Here is a 13,852-nt window from a genome sequence, read left to right on the forward strand (position 1 = left end):
TCAAAGTCTCCCGACAACCGACTTTGATACCCCGGTCAGCCTGCTGATTTGACGAACAGACAATCCCGCTCCTTTTAATTTCTGTATACACAGATTTCTGTGATTGCGTTCCAATTTCTGAAACTCTGCCACATTTGTACATCCGGTAAGTTTCCACATCACCTCTTTACCCTTCTCATCGGAAATAAATGTACATTTAACCGACGAAATATCCATACATTTTTCATTGGCATCGCTGTTCATAAAGAATTCAAATTCATTTATCCCGGCAAAACATCTCAGTACTTTTTTAGTATCTGTAAAATCCTTTACTCCTAAATATGCCTGATAATTACACCACCTATACTGATTCACTTTAGATACGATCCCTGCCTTTACAGGATTCTGAAATATATATCGAATCACAATAAGAAAATATCTCTCCGTTTCCACCGGCTCACTCCGAAACCGATCCTGAAACAGATGTCCCATACGTTCATACTTATGATTGTACCAATATACATATCTGTCACAAATTCTTTTAAAAACTATCGATAACGGCTCTGTCCCTTCTTCCATCAAAAGATGAATATGATTGTTCATCAAACAATACGCAAAAATTGTGTATCCACAAATATCCCTGCACATTGATAATATACTTATAAAGTATCGAAAGTCTTCTTCATCTTCAAAAATAATCTGCTGGTTGACACCTCGCAGCATCACGTGATATATGTTTGTTTTACTGACAACTCTGGCTTTTCTCGGCACGGTTACCTCCTCTTAACAGACAATTCTGTGCTCCATACTCAATTATAAAGTGTTATACATACTGTTTAGTTAAAGATTGGGATAAATTTTAAGATCGGCTGACTGAAACAATCGGATAGATTTCTGTTGGGTTTACAAATACCCCTGAATTGCTATTTACAGAAATGGATTTTATAATAGCATATCACAGGGATTAACGCAATAGTGGGACAGAGAACCGTCCCTCTGTCCCGATTAGCTATTGACGGAAGTGTGAAAACATAGGATACTAGTATAATCGACATTGACATAAAATGGGGGCTTTTTATGAAACTGATATTACGTTATTTAAAGAGGTACAAGCTGCTTGTTCTGCTGAATTTTATTTCCGTGTTTGGTTTTGCGCTGACGGAACTGGGGATTCCGACGGTGATTTCCATGATGGTGGATGATGGTGTGATGCAGCAGGACAAGGTATATCTGCTGCGGATGGGCGGACTGATCGCGGTGATGTCTGTGGTTGGTGTGCTGGGAACAATTTTGCTGGGGTACTGCTGTGCCAGGATATCTACGGCTGTGACCTGTGATATCCGGAATGATCTGTTTGAGAAGGTGCAGACCCTTTCCCATCAGGAGATGAATCAGATGGGTGTGTCTTCGCTGATTACGAGAACGAGTAATGATGCGCTGCAGATCATGAATTTCCTGAATGTGATTTTGCGGACGGCCATGCTGACGCCGGTTATGATCGTTGTCAGTTTTGCGCTGGTGATTATGTCATCGGTGAAGCTTTCATTGATTATAGCGGCGACAGTGCCGTTTATCATTCTTGGTGTGGTCGTGGTGGCAAAGGTATCGGGACCGGTAAGTGAGAAACAGCAGACGGCGCTGGATGGACTGAACAGGATTTTCAAGGAGAATCTGACAGGCCTCCGGGTCATCCGTGCGTTTAATAATCATCGGAGGGAGACGGAGCGTTTTGGTCAGCAGAATCGGCAGTTTGCGGCCCAGTCCCGGAAGCTTTTTACACTGATGACTTCGATGGAGCCGTTATTCTTTTTGCTGATGAATATTGCGGCGCTGGCCATTTATTTTACGGCCAGTTTTATGATCGATCAGCGGCTGCTGCAGGTGGGCAAGCTGATCGCCTTTATGGAGTATCTGTTCCATGCCATGTTTTCCATGATGCTGTTCTGTACGGTATTCATGATGTATCCGAGAGCGAATATTTCCGCAAAGCGTATTGAAGCGGTGATGAACATGGAGCCGGGAATCAAAAATGCGGACGCGGCACAGACAGAGACTTCGGATAAGATAGAGAAGATTACCTTTGACCATGTGGCTTTCTGTTATCCGGATGGGGAGGAAGCTGTGTTAAAAGATATTTCTTTTACGGCCCGTGCGGGGGAGACGGTGGCCATTATCGGAAGTACCGGTTCCGGGAAAAGTACGCTGATCCAGCTGATTCCGAGATTTTACGATGTCACGGAAGGCAGGGTACTGATCAATGATACGGATGTCCGGCAGATGGATGTTCGGAGACTGCGGGAAAAGATCGGCTTTGTCTCACAGAAGGCCAATTTGTTCAGCGGAACGATTGAAGAAAATATCCGTTTCGGCAGGGAGGATGCTTCGGAGGAGGAGATGATCCGGGCTGCGAAGATCGCGCAGGCTTACGATTTTATCATGGAGAAGCCGGGGCAATTTCAGGAGCGGATCGTGGAGGGCGCAGGCAATCTGTCCGGCGGTCAGAAACAGAGACTGTCCATCGCCAGAGCTCTGATCAGACAGCCGCAGATCTATATCTATGATGATTCCTTTTCGGCACTGGATCTGAAAACGGATGCCAGACTGCGGAAGGCACTGAAACAGGAGATTACAGATGCCATTGTGATCATTGTGGCCCAGAGGGTGTCGACGATCCTGGATGCGGATCGGATCATAGTTCTTGACGAAGGGCGGGTGGCCGGCATGGGACGCCATGAAGAGCTGCTCCGGGAATGTCCTCTCTATTATGAAATTGCAGCTTCCCAGCTGAGTGAGGAGGAACTGCAGCATGTCCGTTAAGAAGAATGAGAAGAAAATACAGAAAAATAACAAACGTATCGGATATTGCCTCAGATGCCTGGCAGGATTTTTGAAGCCTTATAAGGCAGGATTGATACTGGGGATTCTTATGATCGTGGTGGCCAATGCGACATTTGCCCTGAATCCTATTGTGGAAGGTCAGATGACGACCCAGCTTTACAAGGATGGGGAGGCAATTCTCTCCGGTGAGCCGGGAGCCCATGTCCATTTTGATGTGATCCTGGGAGTCATGGGGACACTGGTCATCATTTATATCATCAAGACAGTATCCCAGCTGATCACGGCTGTTTTCCTGACAAAAGTACTGCAGCAGACCATGTATGATATCAGAAATGCGCTTCAGCAGAAGATTCATAGACTGCCGGTCCGCTATTTTGATGATCACGCCTTCGGTGATGTGCTGAGTGTTGTGACCAATGACGTGGACACGCTGGGCAATGCCCTTCAGCAGACGATGCAGCGTGTCATCGGGGCAGTGCTGACATTTATATTTGTTATTTCCATGATGTTTTATATCAACGGGGTTCTGGCCTGCATGGCGCTGGTGATCATACCACTGACAGTGATCGTGACGAAATTTTTCGTGACCCGTACCCAGAAGCTGTTTGATACCCAGCAGAACACGCTGGGCGAGCTCAACGGAACCATCACGGAGATGTACAGCGGTTTCAATGAAATCATTTTGTACAATAAGCAGGAGATAGCGGTGGATAAATTCCATGATGTGAACGGCAGAATGCGGAAAACCTCTTTTCGGGCGCAGTTTGCCTCTTCTCTGATATCACCATGCATATCGCTGATTACTTATCTGGCCATCGGCTGTGTGGCAGTAACGGGCTGTATTTTTGTGATCGACGGCGTGATGCCGTTGGGAAATCTGCAGGCATTTATCCGCTATATCTGGCAGATCAATGATCCGCTGTCCCAGATCTCCCAGCTGTCCGCCCAGGTGCAGTCGGCCTTTGCCGCCATGGGCAGGATATTTACTCTGCTGGATGAGGAAGAAGAGGAACAGGTGGGCCGCGTGGCCGTCCGTCCGGAAGACATCAGGGGAAGGGTAACTTTCGAGCATGTATCCTTTGGTTATGATGACCATTTGCTGATGAAGGATGTCAGTTTTGAGGCAAAGCCGGGACAGACTGTAGCGCTGGTGGGTGCCACAGGCGCCGGCAAGACGACGCTGATGAATCTTTTGCTTCGATTTTATGATGTGAAGGGCGGCGCCATTAAAATAGACGGCATAGATATAAGGGATATGAACCGTGAGGAGCTGCGCCAGCTGTTTTCCCTTGTACTGCAGGATACGTGGCTGTTCAAGGGCAGTATTTATGACAATATCCATTATGGCAAGCTGAATGCCAGGAAGGACGAGGTTATTCATGCGTCAAAAATGGCCAATGTTCATCATTTTATTAAGACACTGACAGGCAGTTATGATTTTGAGATCAACGAGGAAAGCAGCAATATTTCCCAGGGAGAAAAACAGCTGCTGACCATTGCCAGAGCCATACTAAAGGATCCGCGCATCATTATTCTGGATGAGGCCACATCTTCTGTGGATACCCGTATTGAGAAAATGCTGCAGGAGGCCATGAACACGATCATGTCCAACAGAACATCCTTTGTTATTGCCCACCGGTTGTCGACGGTAAGGAATGCAGATATGATCCTGGTTATTGATGACGGAGACATTGTGGAGCAGGGGACCCATGAAGAACTGCTGGCGAAAAAGGGTGTGTATGAGAAGCTGTACCACAGCGGCATGGAGACAGAGAATGGGACAGAGAACCGTCCTTTATCCCTTGAAAAAGATGAACAAATCACGTATACTTGTGTATAAGAGAAGATGAGTTTTGATGGAAGAGGGTTTGTTTGGGATTGAAGATTGCAATGATCGGACAGAAGGATATTCCGTCCAGAGAAGGCGGCGTTGAAGTCGCGGTGGAAGCGCTGGCTGTAAGAATGGCAGCGGAAGGCCATGATGTGACATTGTATACCTGTCACAGAGGCCTTATTGACAAGGCGGCAGTGAAGAAAATGCGGCGCTGCAGGACTTATCGGGGGGTTCATATTCGTGAGGTGCCCGTGATCAATGTGATGGGCATTTCGGCCATGATGTGTTCCCTGCTGGCCACGATTTGTGCATTATTTGGAAAATATGACTGTATACATTATCACGCTGAAGGACCGGCAGCCATGTCGTTTCTGCCGCATTTTTTTGGTATCAGAACCGTTGTGACCATACATGGTCTGGACTGGCAGCGCAGCAAATGGGGGAAGTTCGCATCCTGGTATCTGAAGCAGGGGGAAAAGATCGCTGTTGCCTGTGCAGATGAGATTATTGTACTTAGTGAGACTGCCCGGAGATATTTCCTGGAAACTTATCACAGAGAGACAGTGGTGATCCCCAACGGTATTGAGAGTCCGGTGAAACGGGAGGCCAGGATGATTACCCGGAAATGGGGACTTGAAAAAGACAATTACATCCTTTATCTGGGACGGGTCGTACCGGAAAAAGGGCTGGAGATACTGGTCAGGGCATTCCAGCGGGTGAGGACTGAGAAGAAGCTGGTGATTGCCGGCGCACCATCCGATACGGAGGTGTTCTACAAAAAACTGCAGGAAATAGCGGCAGCAGATAAACGGATCGTTTTCACCGGATTTGTCCGGGGCGAGGTGCTGGACGAACTGTACAGCAACAGTTATTTGTACTGTCTTCCTTCCGAATTGGAGGGGATGCCCATCAGTCTGCTGGAAGCCATGAGTTACGGCAATTGCTGTCTGTGTTCTGATATAGAGGAATGTGCGTCTGTGCTGGACCGGTTTGGATACTTGTTCAAAAAGAGAGATGCAGAAGATCTGCGTCAATCTCTTCAGAAGCTCTGTGACAATCCGCAGCTGATAGAATGCGGCAGAGATCAGGTAAGTGATTTTGTATGCGATCAATACAGCTGGGATGACAGCACTGAAAAAACGTTAAATCTGTATAAGAAACGGTAACAGTTCATTTGAATGGGAATTGATAATGAGAATTCTAATGGTCAATAAGTTTCTGTATCCCGCAGGAGGTGCAGAAACTTATGTATTTCAGCTGGGTGCGTACTGGGAGGCTAAGGGCCATAAAGTTGAATATTTTGGGATGGATCATCCTGAGAATGCGGTGAGAAACCGATGGGGTCTGTATACGGCTGCTGTGGATTTTCATAAAAGCGGTATACGGTCCAATATGGTGAATCCATTGAAGCTCGTTTATTCCATAGAAGCAAAAAGGAAGATGGGGGAGCTCCTCAAGGAATTTCAACCGGATGTGGTGCATATCAACAATTTTAATTATCAGCTGACACCATCGATATTGCTGGCGATGGAGCAGTACCGGAAAAGGTATGGTCGAAAAATGCGCATTGTCTATACAGCCCATGATCCCCAGCTTGTATGTCCAAGCCATTATATGTATCGGCCGGGATCGCATCAGGCATGTGACCAATGCCTGACCGGGGGATTCGTCCGCTGCATTGCCGGCCGGTGTATTCATGGTTCGCTCATCAGGAGCTGTCTGGGAACAGCAGAGGCGCTCTATTGGAATTGGCGGAAGGTTTATGGCAGTATAGATACTATTGTGTGCCCGTCTTCTTTTATGAAGGAAAAACTGGATACGAATCCGCTGCTTGCCGGGAAGACGGTTATGCTCCGCAATTTTGTCGGGAATATTGAACGAAGAGAAGCACAAAAAGGGAAATATGTGCTGTACTTCGGACGGTATTCGGAAGAGAAGGGAATACGTACACTTCTGGAGGTCTGTCGGGAGCTGCCGCATATTCCTTTTGTTTTTGCGGGGAGCGGTCCGCTGAACGATCTGATTTCAGGAATCGCCAATGTCCGGAATGTCGGTTTTTTAAGCGGAGAAGCTCTGGACAAGGTGATCCGGGAAGCCAGATTTTCAATATGTCCGTCAGAGTGCAATGAAAATTGTCCGTTTTCGGTCATAGAGAGTATGATGCACGGCACACCGGTGCTGGGGTCTGACCGGGGCGGAATCCCCGAGCTCATAGAGGACGGCTGTACAGGATGGATATTTAAGGCAGGGGATAAAGACGCACTGAAAGAAAAGATTCAGCTTATCTGGGAGAGTGAAGAACCGGAATTATTTGTACAGGCCTGCCGGGAAAAACAATTTGATTCCCCGGAGGAATATGGGAATAAAATGCTCAGAATTTACCGCGGAGAATGAGAGGAGGTGCAGATTCAGATGGCGGAAAAGATCGATTTTATTGTTTTGTGGGTTGACGGAGCGGATCCGGAATGGCAGAAAGAACGGGCAGCATTTTGCCCGGATGCGGTGAACAATGGTTCAGATGTCAATCGGTTCAGGGACTGGGATCTGATGCGTTACTGGTTCAGAGGGGTTGAGCATTTCGCACCGTGGGTCAACCGGGTCTTTTTTGTGACCAGCGGACAGGTTCCGCAATGGCTGAATACGGCACATCCGAAGTTAAGACTGGTAAAGCATGAGGATTATATTCCGTCACAGTATCTTCCGACGTTCAATTCTAATGTCATTGAATTGTGGCTGAATCGCATTCCGGAATTGAGTGAACATTTTGTATTGTTCAATGATGATATGTTTCTGACAGCCCCGGTCGGACCGGAGGATTTTTTTAAAAATGGTCTTCCGATGGAAATGGCTTTGATGGATATGGCAACAGCCCCGGATCCGGGAGATTGTCTGCCTCATATGCAGATCAATAATTTTGCTGTGATCAACCGGCATTTCAATAAAAAGGAAGTGCTGAAGCGGAATGCCGGAAAATTTTTTACTTATAAATATGGCAGGGAACTGCTGAGAAATATACTTCTGTTTCCATTTCAGTATTTTTCATGTTTTCGGGACTCTCATCTGCCATCTTCCTATCTGAAGCGGACATTCGATTGTGTATGGAAGGAAGAAGGTGAATTGCTGGCGCAATGCAGCCATAACCGTTTCCGTTCCAAGTCGGATCTGACCCACTGGCTGATGAAATGCTGGCAGATCTGTGAGGGCAATTTTGAAGCACGGAGCAGCAGATGGGGCCGGCATTTTGAATTGTGGGAGGATGAAATAGAGGATATCTGCAGCAGTCTGGAGCAGCAGCGTTATCGGGCTGTATGTCTGAATGACAGTAAGACAGATGTTGATTTTGACCATATCAAACAGCGGCTGACGGAGAGCTTCGAAAAGATTCTGCCGGAAAGGTCAGCATTTGAACTGGAAGAAATGTATATAGAGAGGAAGTCGGTCATATGAATGCTGTAACGAATAGAAAAGCAGGCCTGTGTTTATTCTGGATCATACTTTTCCTCATGCAGAACCGTTTGCAGCAATGGTATCAGCCATTCCAGTATATTGATGAACTGTTTGCGGCACTGTTTATCCCGCTGTTTGTTATTCGGGTCTTACAGAAGAAGAGAAGCTTTGAACGGAGCAGAGAGAACGGATGCTTCCTGATTTTTCTGCTTATTTTCTGGGTATTCGGATGGGTCGGACATTTCTGGTATCAGTATCAGCCATTGAGCAATGCGCTGAAGGATTCCTTTGTAAATTTAAAATTTTTCATGGCGGCAGGGACTGCCTTTTTGATGTTCTGCGATGAGGCACTGGATTTTGATCGGTTTCAGGACAGGCTATGGCCGGTGTTGAACGGAATAACTGTTCTGTTATTTATACTGTGTCTGGCCGATCTTGGATTTGGCATATTTTCCACGGAGACCCGGGGCGGCATGCGGGCTGTGAAGCTGTTTTATTCCGCCTATACATTTCTGGTGGGCCAGTGTGTCGGTTTAAGTGCCATTTATCTGTGGTTTTATGAGAAGAAACAGAAGAAGATCCTGCCATTCCTGTGTATGCTGGCTTTTATTATGCTGAGTACGCGCAGAGCAAAAGCGATGGGGGCAGTGGCCTGTATTCTGCTGGTGTACCTGCTTGTTTTCCATAAGCGGCAGAAGCTTAGTAAAAAGGTAAAAATACTGACGGCAGGGGTGCTGGGGCTGGCGGTGGCCGGCGGCCTGTATCAGCTGGTCAGTTATTATTATACAATGGGTGTGGAATCAGCCCGGGCTGTACTGACCATTGGCGCGCCGTTTATTGCCGCTGATCATTTTCCTTTCGGCAGCGGCTGGGGGACCTATGGGTCGGCTTTTTCTGCGGACCCCTATTCTCCGGTCTACGGTATGTACCGTATGGCGGGGGTCTGGGGAATGTCCCCGGACTATCATGAGTTCCTGTCAGATACTTTCTGGCCGATGATTCTTGGTCAGTGCGGATATTTCGGCTTTGCCGCCTTTATCGTTGTGCTGGTACTGCTGGTCAGGAAAATTTTTCGGCTGAAACCGGATAAAGCAGCTTTTGCGTCCGCTTTGATTCCGCTGCTGTATCTCATGATATCCAGTACCAGTGAATCAGCCTTTGCCAGCCCGGCGGCGGTCCCGCTGGCCTTCTGGCTCGGTCTGCTGTTTGCGGAATGGAAGGTAAGAGGCAGTAAGAGACAGGAGATTGTGCCGTGAAGCTGAATATTCGAAAAAGGTATCAGGAAATGCCGCCGGCAGTCCGTACGTCCATCTGGTTTACCCTGTGCAATTTCCTTCAGCGGGGCACGGCATTAATAACCGTTCCCATTTTTACCAGGCTGCTGACAACGGATGAATATGGCATTTGTAATATTTATTTTGCGTGGTTTGATATATTCCTGATGTTTACATCACTGAAGATACCCTATGAGGGCCTGAATAATGGGCTGATCCGTTATGAAAAGGATAAAGACGGATACACATCATCGGTCATGGGGCTGATCATGGTCATGACAGTGGCGGCGGCGGCTGTATATGTTTTGTTTCATCACTGGATCGACAAGGTGACTGGTCTGAGCAGTTTTATTATGCTGCTGATGTTTGTCCAGCTGTTTTTCAATCCGCCGCTGATGCTGTGGACCAACAGGGAACGGTTTGATTTTCGTTATCGGTGGCCGGCAGCGGTGACGCTGGTCAGCACGATTCTGAATCCGGTGATCGCCATAGCCGCTGTATTAAATACGGATTACAGAGCGGAGGCGCGGATTATCTCCTCTGCTGCGATCCAGACATTTTTTGGACTGATTCTTGTTTTTGTACTGTTTTACAGGGGAAAAACATTTTTTAAAAAGAAGTACTGGCTCTTTGCGCTGCAATTTAATCTGCCACTGATTTTTTATTATATATCCCAGTCCATTTTGAATCAATCGGACCGCATTATGATCAATTACTTCGAGGGAAGCGGTAAGGCGGGGATTTACAGCGTAGCTTATTCTGCGGCGACGATCATGCTGCTGCTTGTGTCAGCCGTCAACGGGTCCTTTAATCCATGGATGTACAAAAAACTGAAGGCAGGACGTTATGAGGAAATCCGGCGTACAACGGCGATTCTGTGTCTGGTGGTTGCGGCAGCAACGCTGGGAATGAGTGCTTTTGCGCCGGATCTGGTGAAGATTATGGCAACGGAGGCATACAGTCAGGCCATCTGGATCATTCCGCCGGTATCGGCCAGTGTATTTTTTGTTTTTATGTATATGGTCTTTGCCAATGTGGAAATGTATTATGACGGCAACAGAGGTATTCTGGTTATTTCCATCATCTGCTCTGTTGCCAATCTGCTCCTGAACGCCATCTGCATCCCGGTGTGGGGATATATGGCGGCCGGGTGGACAACTTTGTTCTGCTATATACTGCTGACGGTTCTGCATTTTATATTGATGAAACGGGTCTGCCGCCGGAATCAGGTACAGGAAAATATTTTCCCGGAATATCTGCTCCTGGCTATTGCCCTGTGTGTGCTGGTATTGTCACTGGCGGTGCTGGGACTGTATAAGCTGAGTTACTTCCGGTATGTTATTCTGTTGCTGGAGATTCTGATTGTATTTGGTTTCCGCAGGAAACTGATCCGCGTATGGAATCAGCTGCGAAAAGGAGAAGAAAAGAATGGGGAATAATCAGGTGAGAGAGGAAAGCCTGGGGTATTTTAATCTGGCCCGGGGACTGGGAATGGTGCTGATTCTGGCGGGACATTCACTGAATCCCCTGCGCTCTGTTCCTGAAACGGCCGGTTTTTTCACCGGAGCAGGCAGTATACTGGGCGGCGGTATTATTGCGGCCTTCTTTATGATCAGCGGTTTTGGATTCTATCGGAGGAGTCCCCGCAAATGTCTGGCCATACAGAAAAAGCTTCTGCTTCGCCCGTATTATCTGACGGCAGCAGCTGTACTGGTTACAAAGCTTCTTCTGGCACTGCTGAAAAGAAGATCATTTTGGCGGCATGGCGGGGAACTGGTATTGACCTATCTGCTGGGCCTGAATGGAGAAGGAGGCGGACAGCTCTGTGGTATTCCCATAGAGTCGGTCAGTATCCTGTGGTTTCTTCTGGCGCTGTTTATCGGCTGGATGATTTATAACGGATGCCTGCAGCTGCAGTCAAAATGGCTGAGACGGGGAGTGATTGCAGGGTGCGTCATTGGAAGCTATGGGCTGACGCTGATTGCGAAGGTCTGGCCCTTCTGCCTGCCCATGGGACTGCTGGCGGCAGGTTATCTTGCCGCCGGAGATTATATAAGAAGAAACAGGCTGCTGGAGAAAAAAATGCCGGGCTGGCTGTGGGGATCCCTGTTTCTGGTGGTTCTGATATGCGCGGCCTTTGGAGATGTGAATATTGTAGCAGGCGTCTGGGGGCTGGGGCTTCTGGATGTGGCAGGATCTTTCTGTACAGGTTTTCTGCTTCTGCGGCTGTATGCCCGATGGATGGCGAGAGACCGGGAGGGCAGGATCACAGGGCTCTTGGAAGAAATCGGACTCCATTCTATCTGGATCGTATGCTTGCATGCCTATGAGAAGATCATCTTTCCATGGTATCGTGTTTATGAAATATTTTCCGGACAGCCCTGGCTGGCGGTGATGCTGTGTTTCGCCGGCCGCTGCGCGGTCATGTATCTGTTTTACAGAATCATTGTCCAGCTGGAATGTTATTGGAAGAGAAAAAAACGTAAAAAGAAGATAACGATTGAATTGTAAAATTTTAAGGAGGAAAAGCATTGGCTGAGAAAAATAATCCGGATACAATGGGCCGGGTCCTGGAGCTGCTGGAGCAGCGTCTGGCGGGACGGCGGGTGATCCGGTATATGGCGGGGACGGAGGTGATGGAAGTCTCTGCGGAAGAATTCTTTGACCGGATCCGGAAGCGGGCCTGTGTACTTACAGCCCGTGGACTTGGCGGCAAGCATATCGGTATCATGGGAAGGAACAGCTGCGAGTGGCTGGTGAATTTCTGTGCCATATTCCGGGCGGGAGCAGTGGGGGTGCTTCTTGACAGAGAACTGGATCCGGAGGTCATCGCTGAACTGGCCGTGAGAGTGAATCTGGCAGCGATCCTGTATGATCATTCAACGGAGGAACGGGTACTGCAGGCAGATGTCCCCCGGATGCTGCAGAAGATCGCCATGGATGGATCCGGTGACGGGGAATATTTGCGCAGGGATCTGCCCGCGGCCCTGGAGTGTGAACCTGGACCGGAGGAGATGGCCTGTATCTTTTTTACTTCAGGGACGACAGTGAAAAGTAAAGCGGTCATGATGTCCGCTCGGGCCATGGCCGCCAGCGTCTGTACCAATGTCAATAGCAGGCATTTCGAGGCATTGCTGGCCGTGATGCCTTTTCACCATCTGGCGGGATTCGTTACGGTGATGAATGCATTGTATCTGGGAGCCGAGGTCTGTATAGCGGAGGATCTGAAGTATTTTTACCGGTATCTGACATACATGAAACCGGATTATGCGTTTCTGGTGCCGTCTATGCTTCAGATGCTGGCGCGCAAATTGAAAAACGGCGGCCTGTACGGCAGCCGGCTGGGGTGGAATCTGAAACTCATCGACTGCGGAGGGGCGGTTTTTTGTGCGGAGTTTCTGCAGATGCTTCTGGATCACGGAATTACTATTATGCAAGGCTACGGTGCTTCAGAGGCCGGCGGTATCGGCTTTTTCTGGGAGATGACGCCGGACCGTCCGGATACCATCGGAAAACCGCCTGCCGGGCTGGAAGTAAAGATCATAGATGGCGAAATGTTCCTGCGCAGTGAGTCGGTGATGATGGGGTACTATGATGACCCTGAGGAGACAGCGAAGGTGCTCCATGATGGATGGTATGCCACAGGGGATCTGTGCCGGGAGGATGAAGAGGGCTATCTGTATCTGACGGGACGCAGGAAGAACCTTATCATTCTGTCCAATGGAGAGAATGTCAGTCCGGAGGAAATCGAGACAAAACTGAAGCTGTGCTGTGAAGACATTGAAGAAATCATGGTGGGTGTTGAAGGCAGTCTGATCACTGCCCATGTGTTCCCTCATGTTCCGCCGGGCAGCAGTGAGTCCGGGATGGAGCGAATCAGGAATGAGGTCCGAAGGGCTGTTGAGCAGTATAATGATCAATCGCCGGTCTATAAGCAGGTCCGGAAGCTGTATTTTCTCGATAAACCTTTTACAAAGAATACGGCGGGAAAAATAATCCGAAAAAGTTATGACAGGGGGAATATCGATGACCGTTCAGGAAGCTAAAAAAGAGATTATGCATGTCATCAAAGATTCGACAGAAACCGAGCTGGAGATTACGGAAGAGACGAATATGTTCAGTGATATGGGACTGTCTTCGGTGGAGGTCATGGTGATGCTGGGAGAACTGGAGGATGCCTTTGGTATTGATATTCCGGCGGCCCGGCTGCGCAGAGTGAGAACTGTCGGAGATATGTGTGAACTTGTCATCCAGATTTTAACAGAATAGAAACAAGTTGGAAACATGTACTTAAAAAATACCAATATTAGTCAATTATGGCTTGATATATCAGGCGGTTCGTGGTATCCTTGCATTAGTATGATTTGCTTGTTCTGGGGGGTCGAAAACAGTCATTTTCTTCAATAAATGACATGTGACGGCACAGCGAAGAGCAACCTACTTGTTTTCATGTCAGGAGGGAGGACTTCAGAGACAGAAA

General features: G+C 48.1%; 11 protein-coding genes. 10 read left to right on the plus strand and 1 reads right to left on the minus strand.

The window, feature by feature from the left end:
• Positions 1-702: a transposase gene (locus tag FYJ57_RS10645; RefSeq protein ID WP_235904556.1), complete on the minus strand. Its 702-nt coding sequence runs from the start codon at positions 700-702 to the stop codon at positions 1-3.
• Positions 703-1,056: 354 nt separating this feature from the next.
• Between FYJ57_RS10645 and FYJ57_RS10650 the strand changes: the two genes are divergently transcribed.
• Genes FYJ57_RS10650 through FYJ57_RS10695 form a run of 10 tightly spaced genes read left to right on the plus strand, consistent with a single transcriptional unit; the run spans position 1,057 to position 13,641 of the window.
• The gene (locus FYJ57_RS10650) at positions 1,057-2,796 is read left to right on the plus strand and encodes an ABC transporter ATP-binding protein (protein WP_154432617.1); all 1,740 of its coding nucleotides are present in this window, start codon (positions 1,057-1,059) and stop codon (positions 2,794-2,796) included.
• The gene (locus FYJ57_RS10655) at positions 2,786-4,657 is read left to right on the plus strand and encodes an ABC transporter ATP-binding protein (protein ID WP_154432618.1); all 1,872 of its coding nucleotides are present in this window, start codon (positions 2,786-2,788) and stop codon (positions 4,655-4,657) included. The genes FYJ57_RS10650 and FYJ57_RS10655 overlap by 11 nt, the downstream gene beginning before the upstream one ends.
• A gap of 32 nt (positions 4,658-4,689) precedes the next feature.
• Entirely contained in the window at positions 4,690-5,817 is a 1,128-nt protein-coding gene (locus tag FYJ57_RS10660; protein WP_328597470.1) for a glycosyltransferase family 4 protein, read from the plus strand.
• A gap of 25 nt (positions 5,818-5,842) precedes the next feature.
• Positions 5,843-7,045 (plus strand): glycosyltransferase, encoded by a 1,203-nt coding sequence (locus FYJ57_RS10665; protein WP_154432619.1) that lies wholly within the window; start codon positions 5,843-5,845, stop codon positions 7,043-7,045.
• Between the two features lie 18 nt (positions 7,046-7,063).
• A complete protein-coding gene (locus tag FYJ57_RS10670; protein WP_154432620.1) occupies positions 7,064-8,098 on the plus strand; it encodes a stealth family protein in 1,035 nt (344 codons plus the stop codon).
• Positions 8,095-9,354 (plus strand): O-antigen ligase family protein, encoded by a 1,260-nt coding sequence (locus FYJ57_RS10675; RefSeq protein ID WP_154432621.1) that lies wholly within the window; start codon positions 8,095-8,097, stop codon positions 9,352-9,354. The genes FYJ57_RS10670 and FYJ57_RS10675 overlap by 4 nt, the downstream gene beginning before the upstream one ends.
• A complete protein-coding gene (locus tag FYJ57_RS10680) occupies positions 9,351-10,811 on the plus strand; it encodes a lipopolysaccharide biosynthesis protein (protein WP_154432622.1) in 1,461 nt (486 codons plus the stop codon). The genes FYJ57_RS10675 and FYJ57_RS10680 overlap by 4 nt, the downstream gene beginning before the upstream one ends.
• Positions 10,801-11,883: an acyltransferase family protein gene (locus FYJ57_RS10685; RefSeq protein ID WP_154432623.1), complete on the plus strand. Its 1,083-nt coding sequence runs from the start codon at positions 10,801-10,803 to the stop codon at positions 11,881-11,883. Before FYJ57_RS10680 ends, FYJ57_RS10685 begins: the two co-directional genes overlap by 11 nt.
• Before the next feature lie 20 nt (positions 11,884-11,903).
• Positions 11,904-13,418 carry an AMP-binding protein gene (locus tag FYJ57_RS10690; RefSeq protein WP_154432624.1) on the plus strand — a complete coding sequence of 505 codons (1,515 nt, stop codon included), beginning with the start codon at positions 11,904-11,906 and terminating at the stop codon, positions 13,416-13,418.
• Complete coding sequence (locus FYJ57_RS10695; RefSeq protein WP_205839954.1) at positions 13,399-13,641, plus strand: acyl carrier protein; 243 nt, start codon at positions 13,399-13,401, stop codon at positions 13,639-13,641. Before FYJ57_RS10690 ends, FYJ57_RS10695 begins: the two co-directional genes overlap by 20 nt.
• Positions 13,642-13,852: the final 211 nt, after the last annotated feature.

It is taken from the genome of Oliverpabstia intestinalis (assembly GCF_009696065.1).
Taxonomy (GTDB): Bacteria; Bacillota; Clostridia; order Lachnospirales; family Lachnospiraceae; genus Oliverpabstia; species Oliverpabstia intestinalis.